This window comes from Flavobacterium glucosi, from assembly GCF_048286535.1.
Taxonomy (GTDB): domain Bacteria; phylum Bacteroidota; class Bacteroidia; order Flavobacteriales; family Flavobacteriaceae; genus Flavobacterium.
Genome location: NZ_JBLVPK010000007.1, coordinates 101,966 through 126,206, shown reverse-complemented (window position 1 = coordinate 126,206; position 24,241 = coordinate 101,966). Strand labels below are relative to the sequence as shown.

At 33.5% G+C, this 24,241-nt stretch carries 21 protein-coding genes and 1 pseudogene; 12 read left to right on the top strand and 10 right to left on the bottom strand.

The features are described 5' to 3' along the window. Window positions 1–136: 136 nt before the first annotated feature. On the bottom strand, window positions 137–826 hold the full coding sequence (locus tag ACNQGD_RS13090; protein WP_417999591.1) for an SIMPL domain-containing protein: 690 nt from the start codon (window positions 824–826) through the stop codon (window positions 137–139). A gap of 50 nt (window positions 827–876) precedes the next feature. After that, window positions 877–1,515, bottom strand: a complete 639-nt coding sequence (locus tag ACNQGD_RS13085) for a rhomboid family intramembrane serine protease (protein ID WP_417999590.1) — start codon at window positions 1,513–1,515, stop codon at window positions 877–879. Window positions 1,516–1,630: 115 nt separating this feature from the next. Here ACNQGD_RS13085 and ACNQGD_RS13080 point away from each other — a divergent pair, with 115 nt between their 5' ends. Further along, the gene (locus ACNQGD_RS13080; RefSeq protein WP_417999589.1) at window positions 1,631–2,500 is read left to right on the top strand and encodes a lysophospholipid acyltransferase family protein; all 870 of its coding nucleotides are present in this window, start codon (window positions 1,631–1,633) and stop codon (window positions 2,498–2,500) included. A 499-nt stretch (window positions 2,501–2,999) separates the two neighbouring features. Here ACNQGD_RS13080 and ACNQGD_RS13075 read toward each other — a convergent pair whose 3' ends face one another. The 4 genes from ACNQGD_RS13075 to ACNQGD_RS13060 form a co-directional block, all read right to left on the bottom strand. Next, on the bottom strand, window positions 3,000–3,134 hold the full coding sequence (locus ACNQGD_RS13075; RefSeq protein ID WP_417999588.1) for a hypothetical protein: 135 nt from the start codon (window positions 3,132–3,134) through the stop codon (window positions 3,000–3,002). Window positions 3,135–3,233: 99 nt separating this feature from the next. Then, window positions 3,234–3,785: a carboxymuconolactone decarboxylase family protein gene (locus ACNQGD_RS13070; RefSeq protein WP_417999587.1), complete on the bottom strand. Its 552-nt coding sequence runs from the start codon at window positions 3,783–3,785 to the stop codon at window positions 3,234–3,236. An 82-nt stretch (window positions 3,786–3,867) separates the two neighbouring features. Next, a complete protein-coding gene (locus ACNQGD_RS13065) occupies window positions 3,868–4,731 on the bottom strand; it encodes a helix-turn-helix domain-containing protein (RefSeq protein ID WP_417995009.1) in 864 nt (287 codons plus the stop codon). A 240-nt stretch (window positions 4,732–4,971) separates the two neighbouring features. Further along, window positions 4,972–6,459 (bottom strand): aminotransferase class V-fold PLP-dependent enzyme, encoded by a 1,488-nt coding sequence (locus tag ACNQGD_RS13060; protein WP_417999586.1) that lies wholly within the window; start codon window positions 6,457–6,459, stop codon window positions 4,972–4,974. Between the two features lie 172 nt (window positions 6,460–6,631). Here ACNQGD_RS13060 and ACNQGD_RS13055 point away from each other — a divergent pair, with 172 nt between their 5' ends. Continuing rightward, window positions 6,632–7,051, top strand: coding sequence for a DM13 domain-containing protein (locus ACNQGD_RS13055; protein ID WP_417999585.1), 420 nt, complete (start codon window positions 6,632–6,634; stop codon window positions 7,049–7,051). Between the two features lie 8 nt (window positions 7,052–7,059). Further along, window positions 7,060–7,956 carry a hypothetical protein gene (locus tag ACNQGD_RS13050; protein ID WP_417999584.1) on the top strand — a complete coding sequence of 299 codons (897 nt, stop codon included), beginning with the start codon at window positions 7,060–7,062 and terminating at the stop codon, window positions 7,954–7,956. Between the two features lie 92 nt (window positions 7,957–8,048). Here the strand turns inward: ACNQGD_RS13050 and ACNQGD_RS13045 are convergent, their stop codons facing one another. The 3 genes from ACNQGD_RS13045 to ACNQGD_RS13035 form a co-directional block, all read right to left on the bottom strand. Next, complete coding sequence (locus ACNQGD_RS13045) at window positions 8,049–8,630, bottom strand: porin family protein (protein ID WP_417999583.1); 582 nt, start codon at window positions 8,628–8,630, stop codon at window positions 8,049–8,051. Between the two features lie 32 nt (window positions 8,631–8,662). Next, window positions 8,663–9,439 (bottom strand): membrane metalloprotease, encoded by a 777-nt coding sequence (locus tag ACNQGD_RS13040; RefSeq protein WP_417995015.1) that lies wholly within the window; start codon window positions 9,437–9,439, stop codon window positions 8,663–8,665. Between the two features lie 88 nt (window positions 9,440–9,527). Then, on the bottom strand, window positions 9,528–10,571 hold the full coding sequence (locus ACNQGD_RS13035; RefSeq protein ID WP_417999582.1) for a hypothetical protein: 1,044 nt from the start codon (window positions 10,569–10,571) through the stop codon (window positions 9,528–9,530). 259 nt (window positions 10,572–10,830) lie between these two features. On the opposite strand from ACNQGD_RS13035, the gene ACNQGD_RS13030 reads away from it, so the two are divergent. From ACNQGD_RS13030 to ACNQGD_RS13015, 4 genes are all read left to right on the top strand, one after another. Beyond that, window positions 10,831–11,346: an RNA polymerase sigma factor gene (locus tag ACNQGD_RS13030; protein WP_417975215.1), complete on the top strand. Its 516-nt coding sequence runs from the start codon at window positions 10,831–10,833 to the stop codon at window positions 11,344–11,346. Window positions 11,347–11,407: 61 nt separating this feature from the next. Next, window positions 11,408–12,322 (top strand): FecR family protein, encoded by a 915-nt coding sequence (locus tag ACNQGD_RS13025; protein WP_417999581.1) that lies wholly within the window; start codon window positions 11,408–11,410, stop codon window positions 12,320–12,322. Beyond that, window positions 12,309–14,846, top strand: a complete 2,538-nt coding sequence (locus tag ACNQGD_RS13020) for a TonB-dependent receptor (protein WP_417999580.1) — start codon at window positions 12,309–12,311, stop codon at window positions 14,844–14,846. The genes ACNQGD_RS13025 and ACNQGD_RS13020 overlap by 14 nt, the downstream gene beginning before the upstream one ends. Before the next feature lie 703 nt (window positions 14,847–15,549). Then, on the top strand, window positions 15,550–16,035 hold the full coding sequence (locus ACNQGD_RS13015; RefSeq protein WP_417999579.1) for a cupin domain-containing protein: 486 nt from the start codon (window positions 15,550–15,552) through the stop codon (window positions 16,033–16,035). Window positions 16,036–16,161: 126 nt separating this feature from the next. On the opposite strand, the gene glmM is transcribed toward ACNQGD_RS13015, so the two are convergent. Further along, a complete protein-coding gene (gene glmM, locus ACNQGD_RS13010; protein WP_417997295.1) occupies window positions 16,162–17,550 on the bottom strand; it encodes a phosphoglucosamine mutase in 1,389 nt (462 codons plus the stop codon). Between the two features lie 119 nt (window positions 17,551–17,669). On the opposite strand from glmM, the gene ACNQGD_RS13005 reads away from it, so the two are divergent. The 5 genes and pseudogenes from ACNQGD_RS13005 (at window position 17,670) to ACNQGD_RS12985 (ending at window position 24,171) form a co-directional block, all read left to right on the top strand. Then, the gene (locus tag ACNQGD_RS13005) at window positions 17,670–18,254 is read left to right on the top strand and encodes an acyl carrier protein phosphodiesterase (RefSeq protein ID WP_417999578.1); all 585 of its coding nucleotides are present in this window, start codon (window positions 17,670–17,672) and stop codon (window positions 18,252–18,254) included. Beyond that, a complete protein-coding gene (ggt, locus tag ACNQGD_RS13000; protein WP_417999577.1) occupies window positions 18,251–19,936 on the top strand; it encodes a gamma-glutamyltransferase in 1,686 nt (561 codons plus the stop codon). The genes ACNQGD_RS13005 and ggt (ACNQGD_RS13000) overlap by 4 nt, the downstream gene beginning before the upstream one ends. A gap of 14 nt (window positions 19,937–19,950) precedes the next feature. After that, window positions 19,951–21,636, top strand: coding sequence for a gamma-glutamyltransferase (gene ggt, locus ACNQGD_RS12995; RefSeq protein ID WP_417999576.1), 1,686 nt, complete (start codon window positions 19,951–19,953; stop codon window positions 21,634–21,636). Between the two features lie 19 nt (window positions 21,637–21,655). Then, window positions 21,656–22,351, top strand: a pseudogene (locus ACNQGD_RS12990) (DNA alkylation repair protein). Between the two features lie 35 nt (window positions 22,352–22,386). Then, window positions 22,387–24,171 (top strand): chloride channel protein, encoded by a 1,785-nt coding sequence (locus ACNQGD_RS12985; protein ID WP_417999575.1) that lies wholly within the window; start codon window positions 22,387–22,389, stop codon window positions 24,169–24,171. Window positions 24,172–24,241 lie beyond the last annotated feature (70 nt).

The following is a 24,241-nucleotide window of genomic DNA, read 5'->3' as shown; positions in this document are numbered from 1 at the left end:
CTTCAAGCAATTGAAGAGTTTTTTTATTTACCCTAATTGATACTTTTATTGCATTTAGTACTGGAGTTGATTCAAAAAAAATCCCATCTCATTTTTGATTTTGAGATGGGATATTTCAACTATATATTTTGTTTTTTTATTCTAAAATAAAACTCACAGTTACATTAGCCGTAATATTAATTTCCCCTACCGCTAGCGTTTGTCTTGGAGCACTAGCATCACTCATTTCCATAGTTTTCATCGCTGCATACATCGGTTGTGGATAATAGGTTTGTGAATTATCAGAAATGGTCATCGCACGCCCTACTTTCTGTCCTAATAAGGAAACATAATCTTCGGCTTTCAATTTTGCATCTTTCATAGCTAATTTTCTAGCTTCAGATTGATATTGGGCTAATTTTGAAGATTGAAATGTTACCGCATCAATTCTATTAATTCCTTGGTCTACTAATCCTTCCATCAGTTCATCATAGTTTGATAAATCTCTCAATAGGATTTCGATGGTTTGAGTCGCATTGTAACTGTGTTTCTTTTTTTCATAATCGTATTGTGGATTCAATGAAACACGTTGTGTTTTATAATCTACTGGTGCCAGGTTCATTTTTTTGATAAACTTTAAAACAGCCTCTATCTTTTCATCATTTTGTTTTTTTACATCCTTGGCATTATTCCCTTTTGTTTCCACTGTAACTGCTATAGTAGCTTGATCCGGAATAACCTTTACTTTTCCTTCTCCGCTAACATTTATTTGAGGAACTTGCTTCACTTCTTGTCCATAAGACATTGAAATAAATAGAACAGACAGAATCAATAGTGCTTTTTTCATTTTTATATAATTTAATTGTTTGTACTAATTTCTTTTCAAAAGTTATGCCATTATAATTTCCCCATTTTTTCCATCACGAAAAGAATGACTATTGGAATAGCCAATAATATCACCATCAAAGTGTGATCAACGAACAATTGAGGCTCTTTGACAAGTGTAATTAAATAACCTCCAACAGCACCTCCAAAATGAGCTGTATGACCAATATTATCATTCTTAGCCTTCATTCCGTAAATAGAATACAATAAATAAAGGATTCCAAAAATGTAAGCGGGCATTGGAATAACAAAAAAGATTCCCAACATCATGTCCGGCTGTAATAATATTGCCGAATATAAAACTCCCGTTACTGCTCCAGATGCGCCTACAGCTCTATACCCATAATCATTTTTATGAAAAACCATCGTCAATAAACTCCCAAAAATTAAACTCCCAAAATAAACCAGTATAAAGGAAAAATCACCCAAAAGATTAATGACTACGGGAGCAAAAAACCAAAGTGTCAACATATTAAAAATCAAATGGGTCATATCAGCATGCAGAAAACCAGAGGACAACATCCTAATTTGTTCTCCTGAGCGAATACTTCCAATATGGAATTCATATTTTCTAAAAAAAGAAAGGTCATTAAATCCTTTGTAACTAATTAAAACATTTACTACAATTATTGCTATTAAAACGGTATTCATAAAGTATATTTATTGTGAATTGTAAAGATAGTCATTCTCAAATACCGATACAGTAAGCAGTCAAAATTTATATCAGTCTACATTTTTGACTTATATTTGCAAGAAAAATAACGGCATGCAATTTCTTGTTTTTATCTTAACTTTTCCGTTTTTATGGATTATTTCTATTCTTCCGTTCCGGATTTTCTATTGGTTTTCTGACTTCATCTATTTAATAGTTTATTACATTATTGGCTATCGCAAAAAAACGGTTAAATATAATTTGGCATTGGCACTACCTCATCTTAGTGCCGATGAGCGTCTTGTTATCGAAAAAAAATCATACCACCATTTGTGTGATATGTTTTTAGAAATGATAAAAACAATGACTATTTCAGCTGCTGAAATGAATAAAAGATTTGTTGTCACCAATACCGAATTGGTAAAAGAATATGAAACCAAAGGCAAAAGCACTGTTTTATTGGCCTCTCATTATGCGAGTTGGGAGTGGTTATTGTCTTTTAATGCTAACACAAATTTTAAAGGAATAGGCGTTTACAAAAAAATTGCCAATAAATACTTTGATAAACTAATCCGAGACATTCGATCCAAATACAATGCTGAATTAGTGGAAACTAAAAAAGCGATTCCGTTGATGGCAGAAAACCAAAAAAAAGGGATTCTTAGTATGTACGGACTGGCCAGTGATCAATCTCCAAAATTAAACAGAGCTTTTCATTGGGATAAATTCATGGGCATAGAAGTACCTGTACATACAGGTGCCGAAATGCTTGCTAAAAAATACGATTTGACTGTCCTATTTGTAAAAGTAAAAAAAGTAAAAAGAGGTTTTTATGAAGCTACTTTTGTACCCATTACAGATAATCCCAGATCAATTCCTAATTTTGGAATTACACATGCTTATATTCAGGAAGTTGAAAAACAAATTCTGGAAGCTCCTGAATATTATTTCTGGACACATAAACGATGGAAACACAGAAGATAATGATCAGTTTACGGTATCAAGCAAAAATTTGAGTAAAAAAATCACATAGCCTAAACAATAACTTTTAAATTGTGTGATTTTTTTAGTTGCATTTAAGACTACGCTTTCTATGTCTTTTTATAATATTTTCATTTCCCATCTGTTCTTTTAACTCAATAGACAACGTGGTTTTTATCCTCTGAAGAAACCACGGAATACCGCCATCTTAACTTGTTACTTCATAATAAGGAGTTGGGATTCCTGTAACATTCGAACAAGAGCTAATAGAAGCTATTTTAAAAGGGCGTTCTTTTTATTTTTCTAATAACAATTCTAAATTTTCAATACTAAGCAAATCGTCTTCCGAAGAAACAATAACTTCCGCATCGACAATAGTTTTTAACCAAAAAAGTTTGATTGGAATGGTTTTCTATCTGCAAAATAAAACAATTGGTTTTTTTTCAGCTGGAATAGTTATGAAATTCTTTAAATCTTCGGGCACTTTTGAACCTAAAGTACGTTAAAATTTATTGGCAAGGCCTATGATTGCTGTTTCATCAGAAATCAAAACATCGTCAGTTACTAAGGTAAATGAAATATAACTGGTAACTAAAAAAGTTGCAAGTAATGATGCTTTTATAGTTATAACTTTCATTGATCTGTTTTTAGGCTATGACTACTGACAATAAAAAAACCAATAAAGAAATTAATCTTTATTGGTTTTAATAGTGGCAAAAATATAAAATTACTTTATTTATTTTTTCCAAACTCTATCTGCAAAAGCTGCATCAACCTCAGCATTAGTAATGTGATTGGAATAATTACTCATTAATTTTACTGCAATTCCTGCAATAATACCCAACACATGCACTTCTTCATATCCAGCTGCTAAAAAAGAATCTACATCGGATTGTGCAGCGTTACCACGCGTTGAAGTAAGAATTCGTGTTAATGTAGACAATGCTGCTAATTTTGCATCCGGAACTTGTTTTCCGTCACGAATAGCATCCGTTATTTCCGTTGGAACTTTTGACATTTTATCTGCAATAAAACTATGAGCTGCAACACAATACTCACAATTATTCTCGAAGGCTACTGATAAAAAAATAACTTCTTGTTCCACAGCATTAAAACCGGAATTAGCTCTAAAACTATTATAAGCATAAATATAAGAATCCAACAAAGCAGGATTTTGTCCCATTTTTGTGTACATATTAGGGATAAAACCTAAACCTTTTTGTGTTTTAGCAAAAATTTCCTGTGAGATTGGAGAAATTGAATTATTTTCTAATTTTAAATGTGCCATTTTTTATTTGTTTAAGTTAAACAACTGTTGTGTTATCTAACATTACAAAGTTGGCTTTAATAAGTCGAAAAAACTTTTGTAATTAGTTCAACAATTTGCCTATTTGGTTCAATCTATAAGCCGAAGGAGCACAATTAAATTTATCATGAAAGAGAGTGGAAAAATTAGCTAGATCATTAAAACCGCAATCAAAAGCAATATCCGTAATTCTCTCTTCAGAAATCAATAATAATTCTGCTGCTTTTTCTAACTTTTTATTTCGAATATAATTAGCGGGACTATCATTATAATTTTTTTTGAATTCTCTTTTAAAAGAGGAAAGACTAAGATTTGTCATTTGAGCAAATTCATCAGTGGTAAAATGAGAATATAAATTGTTCTCAATAACTTGTTTGAAAGAATAACTTGTAGGAGAAAAAAGCTGGGATAAAATTTGCTGAATCACAGGAGCATTTTTTGTCTGACACAACAACAAAACGATCTCTTTTAACTTTATGACCAGAATATCGTCATTTACAAGCGTTGGATTATCAAAATAAAATAACATGCCTTCAATGTATTTTTGAATAAGAAAATCATTATTGATTTTTCCTAAATTCAAACTTAAATCTCTTTTTACAGGTTCTTGAAAAATCTTTGGTAAATCAGTATCATAAATTTTTTTTAGGATTTCAGGGTGAAAATGAACAATAACAATCTGATGATTTTTTGATGCCTGGCTATTTCTAATTTGGCTAAAATAATTACCACACTTTAACATTACAGCATCATTAACAGGTATAGTAATGCTTTTATTTTCAAATTCATATTTAATTTGGCCCTCCACCATATAGATAAAACAGGCTTCCTCCGGCATTGGATTTGGTATTTTAAAAGGGGCTTCAATAATCACTTTCTCAAAAATGATTTTTCCAAATAATTCATATCGTTTTCGAAAGAGTATCATTAATTAGTATCGATTTCAGTTTATTGACTACAGAAAATTTCAATTACAAAATTAGACCTTTTTATATCAGTTAATACCCCTACTCGTTTTATAAACTTATAATAGAATTTTATGATTGAAAGCTAAACAGATAACACATTGAATAGAAATACCTTATATTACTTAATAATAGGTATTTAGTTTTATAATATTATAAAGCAATATAATCTGAAATAGTAATAATAATATAAATACCCAGTCTTATAAAGAAAACCAGTTTTTTACTAATGCGTCTTCCACAGGTTGTGCATTTTTATTTAAAAACTCATTGGTTGCAGCATTATAATCATAATCCAAAGCCCATACTTTATGATTCGTTGCCAATGCTTTGATGCCGTTACATACAAATTCAATTTCTGCATTTGTAGTGGTAGGATGAATTGACATTCTGATCCAACCCGGCTTTCTGATTAAATCGCCAAGAGTAATTTCGTCAATTAATTTATGGGATGTTTCTTGATCAACATGCAATAAAAAATGCCCGTAGGTTCCAGCACAACTGCAACCACCACGGGTTTGAATCCCGAATTTATCATTCAATAATTTCACTCCTAAGTTAAAATGCAAATCTTCCACAAAGAAAGAAATCACTCCTAACCTATCGTGATGCTGTCCTGCAAGAATTTTAATATTGGAAACAGTTCCTAATTCCGAGAAAATATAATCCACTATTTCGTGCTCTCTATTTAAGATGTTTTCAATTCCCATTTGCTCTTTCAACTGAACAGCCAATGCGGTTTTTATTACCTGAAGAAAGCCAGGAGTACCACCATCTTCCCTATCTTCAATATTATCTATGTACTTGTGCTCACCCCAAGGATTCGTCCAGCTTACTGTTCCGCCACCTGGGTTATCAGGAACTAAATTTTGATATAATTTTTTATTAAAAACCAAAACGCCACAAGTCCCAGGTCCGCCAAGAAATTTATGTGGCGAAAAGAAAATAGCGTCCAAATAACTTTCGGCATCTTCTGGATGCATATCAATTTTTACATAAGGACCAGAGCAAGCAAAATCTACAAAACACAGTCCGTTATGTTGATGCATCATTTTTGCAACTTCATGATACGGAGTTCTGATTCCCGTAACATTCGAACAAGAGGTAATCGAAGCTATTTTAAAAGGTCGCTCTTTATACTTTTCCAATAAAAATTCCAAATTTTCTATGCTGAACAATCCGTCTTCTGAAGAAGGAATAACTTCAACATCGGCAATAGTTTCTAGCCAAGACGTTTGATTCGAATGGTGTTCCATGTGCGAAATAAAAACAATTGGTTTCTTTTCGGCTGGAATAGTGATGAAATTTTTTAAGTTTTCAGGTACTTTTAAACCCAATATTCGTTGAAATTTATTGACAACACCTGTCATTCCTGTCCCATCGGTAATTAAAACATCATCTGCACTCGCATTCACGTGCTGTTTAATAATTTGACGTGCCTGATGATACGCTTTAGTCATTGCAGTTCCCGAAACGGTAGTTTCAGTATGGGTATTGGCCACAAAAGGACCAAATTGATTCATTAATTTTTCTTCAATAGGACGATACAAACGACCACTGGCTGTCCAGTCCGTATAAACAATTTGTTGCTGTCCATAAGGAGATTCAAACCCTTGATTTATCCCGATTATGTTATCGCGAAACTGCTGAAAGTATTGCTCTAATTCTGTTGGCGCTTCTTTGGTAATCATTGAATGTCTAATTTGAGTTCAAAGATATTAATTTTTACTAAATAGTGTTTTTCAAATTTAGTTAATACTGTTTTTGCATCAATGAATAACTTAATCCAAATGTAAACTAGCTGACAAACTGTAATTTTGATTCGTTTTATATTTGATTATTGATTTAAAAAAATGTTTTACCATGAAAAAAATTGTTTTTATACTACCTCTCGCCTTACTATTATTCTCCTGTGAAGTAGAAGACAATTTAACACGTGACCCTGACTTAAGCACACCAATACCTGAAAACACCCCTTCTGTGGCTACCGGTAATTTCATGCCAACCTCAGGAATTAAAGTTACCAGTTCAGCTAAAATTTATTTGAATGGAAATCAAAATGAAGTTCGATTGGAAGATTTCAGTGTTTCCAGTGGTCCCGATTTAAAAGTATACCTATCAAAAAATGCCACACCCACAGATTTCGTAAATCTGGGGAATGTAACATCTGCTACGGTATACACAATTCCATCTCAAGTGAATCTTTCAACATATAAATATGTATTAATTCATTGCCAACAATACAACCACCTTTTCGCACTGGCGCAATTATCTCAAAATTAAATCTTATTATGAAAAAACTACTGGTAATTATCGCTGTTGCTATGTTCTCTAACGCCTTTGCTCAAGGGTGTAGCGATGCCGGAATTTGTTCCATTCGAAACAGTTTTCAAACTATGGATAAAGAATTAAAAAACGGAATTGAGGTAGGAACCATTTTTGGTGCCGGAGAAGCTGATGTCACTTATATTTCACCTTATATTACCTACACCAGAACTATAAACGAACGATTGTCGCTAAGTTCTAAAATCACTTATTCCGTTGCGAGAGGAAGTTTTGGTGAACGAGGTGCTTTTGGTGATGCCTATTTGATAGGGAATTACAATTGGAAACCAAAAACAAATACGCAGTGGAGTTCGTTACTGGGTTTCAAAATACCGTTTACGAGTTCAAATCTTAAACTAAATGAGTTTTCTCTTCCTTTGGACTACCAATCCAGTTTGGGAACTTTTGATGTGATTGCAGGATTGAATCTTAACTATAAAAAATGGGATTTTAATACGGCAGTCCAAATTCCCGTCTTCAATAACAATAAAAATTCGTATTTCAAGGAGTTTTCTAATACGGATGATTTCCCTTCCACTAATTTATTCGAAAGAAAATCAGATGCTTTGTTGCGAACAACCTATACGTTTCAAACCACTAATAAAAAAATCACTTTTAAACCCAATGTCTTATTCATTTATCATTTAGGAGAAGATCGTTTTGAAAATGCTTTTGGAAATAGAGAAACAATAAAAAACTCTGATGGTTTGACCATTAACGGAAATATAATTGGTGCATACGCCATTAACACTAAAAACAGTATTGAATTATCTCTAGCGACACCGTTTGTAGTTCGAGAAGTTCGCCCAGACGGATTAACTCGGAAATTCACCGCCGGAATAATTTACAAAGTTTCTTTTTAACAGATAAATCAGAATTTTTACTTTCGAAAATACATAAAAAAAATGCCCAAGAAATTTTCTTGGGCATTCTAGGTTTTGATAACTATTTACGATTATAAATCAAACCCTAATGAGAATTGCAGTACTCTGTTTTGAGCTTTGCCTTCATCATATAAATCCCCTAAACCTAAATGATAGCGCACGCCTAAACTGATACCGGAATCCGTTTTAAATCCTCCTCCAAAGTTCATTCCCCAATCAAAATTATTAGGATCATATTGTTGTGAACCGCTAAAAAGTCCATCGTATTCTTCTTTGTGCGAAACCGCTAATCCAATTTGTGGACCCGCTTCCAAAAAGAAATTTTGAGAAGGATAGGCTTTAAGCATCAAGGGTAGATTTATATAATCTAATTTTTGGGTAAAAGTCCCACTGCTATTTGTTATTTTGTATCCTTGTTGAGAATACATTAATTCAGGTTGAATAGAAAAGCTTTCGCTAATAAAGGACTCGCCATACACTCCTATATGAAAACCGTGTCGTTGTTCCGTTTCTCCATCTCCGTCAAAACTCACTGCTGCTAAATTATAACCTCCTTTTATTCCTCCATTCGATTTAGGAATAGTATTATCCTGTGCATTCATTGATGTTATGACACCAAAGAATAAAGCTATTGTTATATACTTTACTTTCATCTTTTTTGTTTTTGATTATTCAAATTCTACTTTTATTTCCCTCCGTTAGCTCTTAGGTCTGCAATACATTGCGCATCCAGTTGGGGTGCTGTTCCTCCTGAGACCATATTCTCAATACCACTTCCTGTTTCAGAAGACCAATACATTAAACAGGTTTTTATATTGCAATGCTTAGGATGTGCTGCATCTTCGTGATTACTTTGTAAGGCTGTACCAAGGTTTGTCAATCCAAGTATATGCCCAAATTCATGCGTAATTACGGTTGTTTCTAATAGACTTCTGTTGGGTTCAAATGGACTGTCGCTTAAACCTTGAATAGTTTGTTCGTAAATAACAAAAGAAGTATTTCTGTAAGCTGTTCCAAGGATAACTGATGTATCAGTGTCTTTTGAAGATTTCCCATCTGCAAAAAATGCCCAAACCGCTATTTCATCTGTAGTGTTATATTTTGTTCTGTTTGAATCTTCAATACTTACAATCTCCTCATTAGTATAAGGCGAATTCCCTGGAGATGGTATAGAACGTTTTATAACACTAATGCCGTTTGGTTTGTATGTTCTTGCTGTAAGAAAGTTTACAAAATTATTGATAGTAGCACTGCTTGGTTCAAAACCGGCTACATACACCACTTCAATAACCATCCTTTTGAACTTTTTATCAGATAACAAATCGTTCGAAGAACTTCCTGTTTGCTGTTTATTCGTGTTGGGATTTACTGCAACTGGATTATCTAAGGGATCATCTTCTTTTGAACAGGATGCTACTGAGAGGAACAAACCAATCGTTAGTAGAGAAATTACTTTTTTCATTATTATATTTATTATTACGTTTATTCATATAAGAACAGCTACACTATTTTAAGCAGCTGTTCTTACTAAACTACCCACTTAAATCCAGCTATATTTGTTTCAATACTAATGTTACTGCTGCATTAGTAGAGCTTTGCAATGTGATTGTCGAAGCAGTAAAACTTGTTACTTTCCATGTATTATTCAATAAATTAAATGAAGCATTACCTGAAAAATTTAGTTTTAGAAAAACATCTAATTCTGAGCTTACTGCATAAGTCCCATTTACAGTTGTACTCAATAGATTAGTTGCGGTAATCGATAAATTATTTGCGAAATCTATCGTGAAATCTTTATAATTCGTTGCTGAGTTTACTCCTGCACTTACGTATGAATCAACTTTAAACTTTCCGTTAACCAATATTGTTTCTAATTTTTTTGAATTTTCAACCGCTGCTGCCATCGTTGCTTCTGTTTTTAAAGAAGCAGTAATAGCTGCTTGTAATTCAGCATCACTAGAAACAGTCATTTTTGTTCCATCGGCAATTGTCAATGAAATTGGATACTTTACCGAAAATAATTCCGTACTGCTTACATTAGACATATACGTATATAATTGTTGTTCGGATGTGATGGCAACACTTCCTGTTTGTTGTAAACTTAAATTATACGTTAAAATTGTAATTGGAAAGCTGATATTTACCGAAGAAATAGCATCCTGACCAGAAGCTTCAGCTGATGTACACGCATTAAGAATCGCATTATACTCGGTTTGATTAGTAACGGTGGCCTCTGTATAATTACTTAATTTAACTTTTAAAGGAAATTGAAATACAACGGTATCTTGATCATTATTAGACTGTCCTAAAATGGTAATAACTTGTTGGTAATTCAATTGACTTAGAATAGAAACCTGAATACCATTTACTCTGGCTGATGCCGGTAATACAATAGAGGAACATGATGCTCCATCCAAGAAATCATCAAATGTACCATCGTACATCGAAGTACGTTTCAGATTATTAGTTGTCGTTGAATTAGCCGAATTCGTATTTGGATTTTCTCCTTGTACATCATCAACTTCACTTTGGCATGATGTAAATCCCAAGATAGCCATCATTGCAATTCCTGTAACAATTTTTAATTTTTTCATAAGTTTCAAATTTAATATATTTTTTATATTTACAAGCGGTGTTTTTTAGCGCCTTTCTGTTAGTAAGACAACTACGCTTATTTTTACCCTACGAAAATTTAAAAAAAATATAAAATTTTACAAATAAATTCATAAAATACTACAAATCAATAAATTAAAATTTAAAATATTTTTCATGAAGAAGCAATTATAATTAACACAACTGCTTTTTGAAAAAATAATTTACTTTTACAACCTACAAAAAATGAATTAATACTCAATGAGCGACGAAAAAAGTACCCTTTGCGAAGAAAATCACTTTAGAGACTTTTACTTAAAGCATGTGCAATCAGCAAATAATTTTGCATACTACAAATGTGGTGATGACGAAGCTGCATTGGATTTGGTTCAAGATGCATTTACCAAAATTTGGGAAAATTGTTCCAAAATCGACTTTAGCAAAGTCAAAACATATTTATTTACCAGTATTAATAATTTATTTCTAAATAACATAAAGCATCAAAAAGTGGTATTACGATATGCCAAAGATGCGCCTAACTTAGATACAAATAATCAAAGCCCAGAATATTTATTTGAAGAAGAAGAATTCAAACAAAAACTCACAAAAGCTATCGCATCATTAAGTGAAGCACAGCGTGAAGTATTTCTATTGAATCGAATCGATGGAAAAAAGTACAGAGAAATAGCTGAACTGCTTGATATTTCCCAAAAAACCGTAGAAAAAAGGATGTCCGGTGCGCTGCAACTATTAAGAGCCCAAATAGAAAATATATAATTAGCCATTTATCTATAGGGTAATTTAAAAGTTAGTTGTCTTATAAACATAGAGATATAAAATGAAAAAGGAAAAAGAGATATTAAAATGGTTCAACAATGAGCTTTCAAGCAAAGAAATTGAAGATTTGAAACAATCTGAAGGTTTTGATACACATGAAAAAATTGCTCATTATGCATCACAATTGGAAGCCTCAAAAGTAGATGCTCACGTTGCCTTGGAAGCTTTTAAAGCCCGAAATCATTCTAAAAAGAAAACAAAAGTAAGAGCTTTAAACTTCAAAACATTCTACAGCGTTGCTGCCGTTCTGGTTGTTATGTTAACCTCAGCCTATTTTTTGTTTTTTAACAACACTACATCTTTTGAAACTCAAATAGCACAAACAAAAACAGTTACACTACCGGACAATTCTGAAGTGATATTAAACTCCGCTTCAAAATTAACTTTTAACGAAAAAAAATGGGCTGACAAAAGAGCTTTAACTTTAGAAGGAGAAGCTTATTTTAAGGTACAAAAAGGACAAACTTTTAGTGTAAACACAGCTGCAGGAGTTGTTAAAGTTTTAGGAACTCAATTTAATGTAAAAGAACGTAAAAATTATTTTGAAGTGCATTGTTACGAAGGTTTAGTAAGTGTGACTTACAATAATGAAACCGTTAAATTACCTCCTGGTAAAACCTTCCGAGTTATAAATGGTACTATTGAAAATGTTGACGATTTTAATGCCCAAAATCCTTCGTGGATGCAACAAGAATCAAGCTTTAATAAAATCCCTTTAGATCAGGTAATTGCAGAACTGGAGCGTCAATACGATATGAAAATTAAAGTGGAAGGTGTCGATACTTCAAAACTATTTACGGGAAGTTTTACACATACCAATAAAGAAATAGCGCTTCAAGCCGTTACAATTCCGCTTAAATTAAGTTACAAGATTCAAGGCAAAACCATTATATTTTACAACTATGGTGTTAGATAAATGGCTGGTTTATTTATTACTTTCTATTGGCAGTATTTGTTGTGGACAAAATACTGCTAACAAGATTCCTTTAACCGATGTTATTGTTGCCGTCGAAAAACAATTTAGCATCAAGTTTTCGTATGCCGTTGAAGATGTAGCCTCCATTACAATTAACAAACCAAGTGCGTCTTTTACATTACAAGAAACTATTGATTACCTAAACTCGAAAACACTTTTAAATTTCAAGGCTTTAGACGATCGATATGTTACCGTTTCTGTTTTAAACAAAACAATATCAATTTGCGGCATTGTTTTTTCCGATGAAAAGAAATCTCGTTTAGTTGGTGCTTCTGTACTTGTAAACAATATTGAAAGAAGCACAGTCACTGATGAAAACGGTAAATTTAGCTTAACAAATATTCCAACAACTGCAACGCTTACTGTTTCTTATGTGGGTTTTGAGTCCAGGCAGTTTTCAGCTAACGAATTGTTTTCAGCACAAAATAATTGTAAAGAAATTGTTCTTTCCACAAAAAAAGAGGAGTTAAATCAGGTCCTGATAAATGTTTATTTAACGCCCGGATTACAAAAATACCTAGATGGAAGCACGGTTTTAAACACTAAAAAATTCGGTATTCTTCCCGGATTAATAGAACCCGACATTTTGCAATCTATTCAATCGCTTCCCGGTGTTGAAAGTACTAATGAAAGTATTGCTAACATCAACGTGCGCGGCGGAACTAACGATCAGAATTTAGTGCTTTGGGATAATATCAAAATGTATCATTCCGGTCATTTTTTCGGGTTAATATCTCCTTACAATCCTAATCTTACGAACAAAGTTATCGTTAGTAAAAACGGAACAAGCGCTGAATACAGTGATGGCGTTTCCAGTACTATCAATATGTATACGAAAGATCTGGTAACCAATACCTTTTCTGGTGGCGCAGGAATTAACTCCATTAGCGCCGATGCCTTTTTAGAAATCCCAATAACTAAAAAATTAGAACTTCATATTTCAGGACGTCGTTCGATTACTGATTTATATAAATCTCCTACGTATATTAAATACTTTGATCGTAGTTTTCAAAATACTGAAATCAATGCAGATAGTGACCAGAATAATACGTCTTCTGATTTTTATTTTTATGACTATACTACTAAATTACTTTTTGATTTGAATGAAAAACATCAATTTAGAGCGAATATCATTGGCATCAATAACGCTTTGGATTATTCAGAAAGCCGCATTATAAATCCAAACGAAACCCAATCTAAAGCCAGTACTTTATCCCAGAAAAATATTGGTTACGGAGGAAATTGGAAAGCACAATGGAATTCAAAATTAAGTTCAAACTTCATCACTTACTTTTCCAGATACAATATTGACGCTGGGGATTACAGAGTGGAAACAGATCAGCGCTTGACAGAAGCTAATGAAGTACAGGAAACTGGAGTAAAATTAAATACCTATTACAAAACAAATGACAAGTTAAATTTCTTGTTTGGGTATCAATTTAATGAAACGGGAATGTTAAATCAAACCACCGTTAGTGCTCCGTTTTACTCTAGCACTAAAAAAGATGTTTTATTAAATCATGCCTTATTTTCTGAGGTGGAATACAATAAGAATAATACCTATTTTAGAGTTGGATTGCGTTTGAATTATTTTCAAAAATTTGAAAAGCTTTTGGTTGAACCAAGAATAAACATTCGACAAAAATTATCAGATCAATTTGCTTTAAAATTAGAAGGGGAATTCAAAAATCAATCTACTACTCAAATCGTGGATTTTGAAGATGATTTCTTAGGGGTCGAAAAAAGACGTTGGGTATTAGTCAACGATAAAGACATCCCAATTGCAACGAGTAAACAAGGCTCTTTTGGTGTGGAGTTCAATCAAAAGAAACTGAATATTGAGGCTACAGGGTTTTATAAACTTGTAGATGGGATTACGGCTTCTAATCAAGGTTTTTATAACAGCTTTCAGTTTAGTAATGCTCACGGGAGTTATACTGCAAAAGGTTTGGAATTTTTAGCCAATAAAACGGCTCATCAATACAGTGTTTGGGTAAGTTACACGTTTAGTACAAATGACTATGAATTTGATACTTTTGCACCTTCAACCTTTCCTAATAATGTAGATATAAGGCATTCTGTATCACTTGGTTTTTATTACAATATTCTTAAAAATCTAAAAATAGCAGTTGATGGTATTTGGAGAAATGGTCAGCCGTATACAAAACCAATTGAAGGTAACGAAACCATACAAAACGGCAATAATACCGTGGTGAACTATGATTCGCCTAACAATGAAAATTTAAATAATTTCATGCGTTTAGATGCTTCTTTAAATTACAATTTCAATCTGTCGGAATCAATTAAAGCGTCCTTTACTGCCGGTGTAATTAACGCTACCAATCAAGATAATGGTATCAATCGGTATTACAACGTCAATCTAAATGACTCGAATGATGCCGTTCAAGTAGATAATAAATCACTTGGCTTAACGCCAAATATAAGTTTTAGAGTGAATTTTTAATATTTATTTTAACGTGAGTAGATTTACAGTTCTGGCTTTTCAACCTTTAATTATCCGTCAGATTAAATCATAACCTTGCTGTTTTTATACGTTTTCTGAATATGTTTTGTTCAATTATAAATCAGTTCCAAATAAGTTATTACTGACTTAATTTTGAGATAAATTCAAGCTTCGTTTTTTAATTAAAAAACACTTTGTTTCCTTAATTTTCCATTTACTCTTACAGAAACATTTTACTTAACAATGTTTTAATACTACTTTTTTCATTTAAAGTAATTAAATCAAAAAAAATAAATACATTTACTTAACAATCAATACGTTAAATTTTAAATAATCGTATTTTTGTTTAGCTTTTTATCATCTAAAAATATTAGATTTGAAATGTGTTCAAGAGTATATGCAATCCAAATGTTCTTTATAAAATTCTTTTCTTTTAATTCATTAAACAGAATAAAATAATACACTTAAGCACTCCTATCATGAAAAGTTTAAAACCTAGAACTAATTAATCGATAATTATTACCCATAAAAGTGGAAACCAGCAGCCAATAAAAAAAACGGGTGTAGTAGAATAAAAAATGGCAAATATGAAAAAAATAATAGTTCAAAATCCAAAAAGTTTTGAATAATGTTCCCATTTATCTTTTAGTTCTTAATCCCAAATCGAACTTTCTTAAAAAAAAATCTTAAAATAACAGTGAAAATGAAAGCAATACAAAAAACAGCAATCTTGATAGTATTAGGTGTTTTCTTCATAGTTGGGCAAGTTCAGGCACAAAACATGAAAATGGCCGGAAATAATATCATTGTGGCCAATGAGATTAATTGGACAGCTGCGCCTCGAGGTTTGCCACCAGGGTCACAAGTAGCAGTAATAGGAGGCAACCCTGGCGCAACAGAATTATTTACGATGCGCGCAAAAATTCCAGCCAATTATACGATAATGCCGCATTGGCATCCAGCCGATCAATATATTACCGTTCTTGAAGGATCCTGTTATATGGGAATAGGAGATAAATTTGACGAAAAAACAGCAACGAAAATGTCAACAGGAGGATTTGTTGTGATGAAAACTGGCACTCAACATTATTTTTACACCAAAGAAGCATGCGTTATTCAAGTACATGGCATGGGACCTTGGGGAATCGCTTATGTCAATCTTGCCGATGACCCAAGAAATAAGAAATGAATTTATATAAAGAAATGAAAAGTAATTTATTAAAAACAAAAAGTGCTCTTAGATAAAAAGAGTACTCATAAATTTAGAACCCTTTCAAATTTTATTTCGAGAGGGTTCTTTTGTAAAACTGCTGAATTATATTCCGGCAACTGCTTTTATTTCATCAATGATTCGTAATGCCAAAGCATCTGCTTTTTCTTGCGAAGCCGCTTCGGTATATATACGAATGATTGGTTCTGTATTCGATTTTCTGAGATGAACCCAATTTTCAGCAAAATCAATTTTTACTCCGTCAATAGTGGTAATATCTTCATTTTTGTATTTCTCTGTCATAGCAACAAGAATCGCATCAACATCAATTTGTGGTGTCAATTCAATTTTGTTTTTGCTCATGTAATATTCAGGATACGAAGCACGCAAAGCAGAAACAGTCATTTTTTTGTTGGCCAAATGCGTTAAAAACAACGCCACTCCCACCAAACTATCGCGACCGTAATGCAATTCCGGATAAATGATTCCGCCGTTTCCTTCGCCGCCTATCACCGCATTATTCTTCTTCATCAATTCCACAACATTCACCTCACCTACGGCACTGGCTTCGTAATTTCCGTTATGCGCATTTGTCACATCACGCAAGGCACGAGACGACGACATATTTGACACGGTGTTTCCTGGTGTTTTACTCAAAACATAATCGGCGCAAGCCACTAAAGTATATTCCTCTCCAAACATTTCACCGTCTTCACAAATGAAAGCCAAACGATCCACATCGGGATCAACCACGATACCTAAATCCGCTTTTTCTTTGACAACCAATTCCGAAATATCAGTTAAGTGTTCTTTTAAAGGTTCCGGATTATGCGGAAAATGTCCGTTTGGTTCACAGTATAATTCGACTACTTCAACGCCCATTAATTCCAATAATCTTGGGATAATAATCCCTCCTGAAGAATTTACACCATCCACCACCACTTTAAATTTAGCCGCTTTTACAGCATCAACATCAACTAATGGTAAATTTAAGACCTCGTCAATATGAATATCCATATACGCATCGTTAATCATAATAGCGCCTAAATCATCCACATCCGAGAAATCGAAAGCTTCCGCCTCAGCGATTTCCAGAATTTTTAGTCCTTCTTCGCCATTTAGAAACTCTCCTTTTTCATTCAATAATTTCAAGGCATTCCATTGTTTTGGATTGTGAGAAGCAGTAAGGATAATTCCACCTTCGGCTTTTTCTAATGGAACAGCAACTTCAACAGTTGGTGTTGTGGAAAGTCCCAAATCAATTACGTCGATTCCTAAACCAATCAATGTATTCACCACCAAATTATGAATCATGGGTCCCGAAATACGGGCGTCACGACCTACAACAACAGTAATTTTTTCTTTTCCAATATATTTTTTCAACCAAGTTCCATACGCCGAAGCAAATTTAACCGCATCAACTGGAGTAAGATTATCACCTACTTTACCTCCTATTGTTCCCCTAATTCCTGATATTGATTTTATTAAAGTCATTGATTATTATTTTAATTTTTGAAATATAAATTTTAAATTGCTCACAAATATAATAATTGAAGGTTTATAAAAGTCATTTAGAATTCAAAATTCATCATTTAAATTCCTAAATTAGGCGAATGAATTTTCTAGCACACATCTATCTTTCCGGCGATAATGATTTAATCAAAATTGGCAATTTCATGGCCGACGGAATTCGTGGAAAACATTTTGAGAGTTATCCATTCGAAATTCAAAAAGGAATCATTCTGCATCGCGCCATTGACACTTTTACAGATGCACATCCCATTTTTAGACAAAGCACAAAAAAACTACATAAAAATTACCACCATTATGCTGGTGTAATTGTAGATGTTTTTTATGACCATTTTTTGGCAAAAAACTGGACGAAGTATTCCGATGAAAATCTAGAGGATTTTGTAGAACGATTTTACCAATCTTTGCATTATAATTACGAAATGCTGTCAGAACGAACCAAAGGACTAATGCCTATCATGATAAAAGAAAATTGGCTGGTGAGTTATCAAACGGTTGAAGGAATTGAGCATATTTTGACTCAAATGGATCAACGTACCAAAAACGAATCTAAAATGCGCTTTGCCACTAATGAACTTTCAGAATTTTATACGGAATTTGAAAAGGAGTTCACTGAATTTTTTCAAGAATTAATCCTATTTTCGAATACTAAAATAATCACTTTATGAAAAAAATACTATTCCTACTTGCCTTTACCATTTTAGGTTGCAAATCGAATGAAAAAACTGTTGAACCAACTGGTTTAGTAACTTCAAAAGCCATGGTCGTTTCGGCACGGGAAGAAGCTTCGCAAATTGGAGTTGAAATTATGAAAAAAGGCGGAAACGCTTTTGACGCTATGGTAGCGACTGAACTGGCTTTGGCGGTTTCACATCCACAGGCAGGAAATATTGGCGGTGGCGGTTTCATGGTTTTCAGAAAAGCCAATGGCGAAACCGGAGCAATCGATTATAGAGAAAAAGCACCTTTGGCGGCGTCTAAAAATATGTTTCTGGACGAAAAGGGAAATGTAATAGCAGGGAAAAGTAGGGAAACTGCTTTAGCTTCCGGAATTCCGGGTACTATTGCAGGTATATTTGAAGTGCATAAAAAATATGGTTCTTTACCCATAAGTGAAATTCTAAAACCTGTAATTGCCTTGGCAGAAAGAGGCGTTGTTGTTACTAAATTTCAAGCCGAAAGTTTGGCTTATTACAGAGCTTCCTTTATCAAAAGCAATGGTAAGAAGAGTTTGTTTTCTAAAGCATATAAAGAGAATGACACCATAAAATATACCGCTTTGGCAGCAACCTTAAAACGAATTGCCCAAAACGGTCAAGATGAGTTTTACAAAGGAGAAACCGCTCAAAAGCTAGTTGCTTTTCTTGCTAAAAAAGGTGGGAATGCAACATTAGAAGATTTGAACAGTTATAATGCCAAATGGAGAACTCCAATTACTTTTCAATATAAAAATTTAAAAATCACTTCGATGTCTCCACCAAGCAGTGGCGGAATTTGTTTGAATCAAATCATGAAAATGATTGAGCCTTTCAACCTTTCACAAATGGGACACAATAGTGTAAAAACGATTCAAGTAATTACAGAAGCTGAACGAAGAGCCTATGCCGACAGGAATTATTTCTTGGGTGATCCTGATTTTGTTAGACTTTCAGTAAAAGAATTAGTTAGCCCTGCGTATTTAGAAAAAAGAATGAGTAATTTTTCATTTGATAAAGCTTCTAGATCTTCGGATATTGCCCATGGAACAATCAAAGGATATGAAAGCAACCAAACCACGCATTATTCTATTGTTGATGCTGCTGGAAATGCTGTTTCGGCAACGACCACTTTAAATGATAATTATGGTTCCAAAATATATTGCGACGAATTGGGTTTCTTTTTGAATAATCAAATGGATGATTTCAGTGCCAAACCAGGAGTTCCAAACTTATACGGATTGACTGGAAGTAAAGCCAATAGCATTGCTCCCGGAAAAAGAATGTTGAGTTCCATGACGCCAACAATTGTTGAAAAAGACAATAAACTGTTTATGGTTGTAGGTACGCCGGGAGGTTCCACCATTATCACATCGGTTTTACAGACGATATTGAATGTGTACGAATTTGATATGAGCATGCAAGAAGCCGTAAATGCCCCACGTTTTCATCATCAATGGTTACCGGATGAAATTACTTTTGAACCGAATTCATTCGATAAAGAATTGTTAACCAAATTGAAGAAAAAAGGATATTTACTCAATGAAAAAAACAAAGAAATCATTGGCGAAGTCGATGCTGTTTTGATTCTTCCAAATGGAAAATTAGAAGGTGGAGCAGACAAAAGAGGTGATAATAAAGCCGTTGGTTTTTAAATTTTAATATTCGAATGAAAAAAATTATAATTCTATTAAGTGTTCTTTCTATTGGTTGTAAAACCCAAAATGTAATGGTTCAACCTACAGGACTTGTTGCCAATGAAGCAATGGTTGTTTCGGCACGTGAAGAAGCTTCAAAAATTGGTGTTGAAATCATGAGAAAAGGCGGCAATGCTTTTGATGCGATGGTGGCAACCGAATTGGCGCTTGCAGTGGCGTACCCATTTGCAGGAAATCTTGGCGGTGGCGGTTTTATGGTGTATCGAAAAGCTAACGGCGAAATTGGTTCATTGGATTACCGAGAAAAAGCACCATTAGCAGCCACTAAAGATATGTTCCTTGACGAAAAAGGAAATGTTATAAAAGGAAAAAGTACAGAATCTCCGCTAGCCATTGGAGTTCCCGGAACCATAGCCGGCGTTTTTGCTGTTCATGAAAAACTGGGTTCATTGCCTATTGAAGAAATCCTGAAACCGGTGATTGCATTGGCCGAAAGAGGAGTCACTGTTACCAAAAAACAAGAAGACCGATTGGCTGTTTATCGAGCTAAAATTATAAAAGTAAATGGTGACAAAACGCTATTTGCAACTGCTTTTAAAGAAAATGATGTTATAAAATATCCTGCGCTGGCTGCTACATTGAAAAGGATTTCAAAAAATGGCAGAGATGAATTTTACAAAGGGGAAACCGCTAAAACATTAGTTAATTACCTACAAGAAAAAGGAGCCATAATCACTTTGGAAGATTTGGCTCAATACGAAGCCAAATGGAGAACGCCACTCACTTTTGATTATAAAGATCTAAAGGTGATTTCTATGCCTCCACCCAGCAGTGGCGGAATATGTCTGGCTGAAATTTTCAAAATGATAGCACCTTATGATTTGGCTAAAATGGGACATAATTCCACAGAAGCCATTCAAGTGATTGTAGAAGCTGAAAGAAGAGCATATGCCGACAGAAGTTATTATCTGGGTGATCCTGATTTTGTAAAAATTCCATTGAAAGCATTAATGGCTGATAATTATTTAAAACAAAGAATGTCGAATTTTAGTTTTGAAAAAGCCACTTTATCATCGGAAATAAAAGAAGGAAAAGTAAATTATAATGAAAGTACCGAAACTACTCATTATTCAATTGTAGATCAATTTGGCAATGCGGTTTCCGCCACCACAACATTAAACGACGGCTATGGTTCTAAATATTATTGTGACGAATTGGGCTTTTTTCTAAATAATGAAATGGATGATTTCAGTGCCAAACCGGGTGAACCCAATATGTTTGGATTAGTAGGAAATGAAGCCAACAGTATTGCACCACAAAAACGAATGTTGAGTTCAATGACTCCAACAATTGTTGAGAAAAAAGGCAAATTATTTATGGTTGTGGGTTCCCCGGGCGGTTCTACAATAATCACATCAGTATTGCAAACCATATTAAATGTTTACGAGTATCGTTTGAGTATGCAGGAAGCAGTAAATGCGCCTCGTTTTCACCACCAATGGCTTCCGGATTTAATTACTTTTGAGCCTAATACTTTCAATACTAAAACCTTTGAAACTTTGAAATCAAAAGGATATCTTATCAACGAAAAAACAACACCTGTAATAGGAAAAGTGGATGCGATTTTGGTTTTACCAAATAAAAAACTAGAAGGTGGCGCTGATTTTCGAGGAGACGATAAAGCGGTGGGATTTTAGCTCTTCGTCTGCGCTCAGGATGACAAAAAATTTACTATTTATGAACTTTATACTTGCCTTAGAAAACGCTTTTAAACAAAATAAGAATCCGGAGAATGCTTTGTCCATGGCAAAATACATGAAAAATAACTTCCCTTTTTTTGGAATAAAAACAGAAGAACGAAGACGCCTTTTTAAGGAAATTTGGAAAGAAAACAAAGAATAAATTTCAGCAGACGCAAGAGCAATTGCGTTAGCCCTATATTTAAAACCAGAACGGGAATTTCAGTATTGTGCTATTGAAATTTTGATAAAAGAACTTAAAGGAAATTATAAAAAAGAAGACTTACAACTGATAGAAAAACTGATAGGCACCAATTCATGGTGGGATAGCGTGGATACAATTGCTAAATACATTTTAGGAGAATATTTATTAGAATTTCCATTGGAAACCAAAAATGCAATAGAACAATTTTCAAATTCAGAGAATATGTGGTTGAACCGAAGTGCTATTTTATTTCAATTGGGTTACAAACAAAAAACGGACACTACTTTTTTATTTTCAGAATGCATCAAACAAGCTGATTCTAAGGAATTTTTTATTCAAAAAGCAATTGGCTGGGCATTACGGGAATATGCAAAAATAAATCCCGAAGAAGTGAAGGATTTTGTTCTAAACAGTGATTTAAAACCATTAAGTACAAAAGAAGCATTAAAAAACATTTGTTGCGGTTAAAATAGTAGTAATTTGCACCCTTTTAAAAAATTATAATGTTCAAAAAATTTTTATCCAAGTTAGAAACAATAATAGCTTTTGCGCAATCCATGTTAACGCCAAAGCAGTTTATCTTTTTATCGGCGGTTTTAGTTGGTATTTCATCTGCATTTGCCGTTATCGTTTTAAAAACTTTTGCACACTGGGTTTTCTCTTTTGCTACTTATGTCAGTGGAATTCTAAAATTGGGATTCATCAATAGTATTTTGCCCATAATAGGTATTTTACTTACTGTTTTTGTGGTAAAAAGAGTTTTGGGTGGTACTATTGAAAAAGGAACCTCACAGATTTTGTATGCTGTGGCCAAAAAAGCCAGTATTATTCCAAAAAAGCAAATGTATGCCCAAATCGTAACCAGTTCGCTAACTGTTGGTTTAGGAGGTTCGGCAGGTTTAGAAAGTCCTATTGTAATTACGGGTGCTGCTTTTGGATCCAATTATGCCCAAAAATATAAATTAAGTTACAAAGACCGAACTTTATTGATAGGTTGCGGAGTTGCTGCTGGAATTGCCGCAGCCTTTAATGCGCCAATTGCCGGAGTCTTATTTGCTATCGAAGTGTTGCTTGTTGATGTGAGTATTGCTGCATTTACACCCATTATGATTGCCGCGGCAACAGGTGCTCTAGTTTCAGTAATTGCATTAGATGAAGAGATTTTACTTTCGTTCAAACAGCAACAAAGTTTTGACTATCATAACATTGTTTTCTATGTACTTTTAGGTTTGTTTACCGGATTTATCTCGGTTTATTATTCCCGTAATTTTCAAAAAGTAGAACATTTTTTTGCAAAACTTAAATTATCAGCTTATAAGAAAGCTTTGTTTGGTTCTTCGATTTTAGCTATTCTTATTTTTATTTTCCCAACGCTTTTTGGTGAAGGATACGAAAGCATCAAAACATTATCTGAGAATGATCCTGGAAAATTATTGGAAAACACATTATTTAGTAGTTTTCGAGACAATAGTTGGGCTTTATTGGTATTTGTAGGCTTGACCATGATGTTGAAAGTTTTTGCAACTGGAATTACTTTAGGTAGTGGTGGAAATGGAGGAAATTTTGCTCCTTCCCTATTTTTAGGCTCCTATGTTGGTTTCTTTTTCTCTAAATTTCTAAATCTTACCGGATTGACAAAACTACCAATCAGTAATTTTACCATGGTAGGAATGGCAGGGATTTTAAGTGGTTTGTTCCATGCCCCATTAACGGCAATTTTCCTTATCGCAGAAATCACGGGTGGGTATAACTTGATGATTCCTTTAATGATTGTGGCTTCTATTAGTTTTGCAATCTCAAAACGATTTGAAAAACATTCTATGGATGTGAAAAATTTAGCCCAAAAAGGACATGCTTTCACCAGCAATAAAGACACCAATGTACTTTCTACTTTAGACACTAAAGCGATTATTCAAACGGATTATTTAACCGTTTCTCCAGATGAAAATCTAGAAAAATTAGTTGATTTAATTTCACATTCCAATCAAGTAATTTTTGCTGTCGTTGATAACGATAGAAAAATGGTCGGTATTGTACATTTTAATACCATCAGAGAAATCATTTTCAATCCGTATCGCGTGAAATATACTTTGATAAAAGAAGTTATGATTCCGCCCATAGAAATAATATCTCCCGAGGATAGTATGGAAACGGTAATGAATAAATTTGAAAAAGCGAAAGTTGTTTTTCTGCCTGTAATCAAAGAGGGTAATTATTATGGTTTTATTTCCAAATCTCTTGCTCTTGAGGCGTATAGAACCAAACTAAAATCAATGACGATAGAATAAATTTTAATACTTCTTTTAACACAATCTTCTAAAGTGTTCTATCGAAAGAATAAATCAAAATGGTAACTTT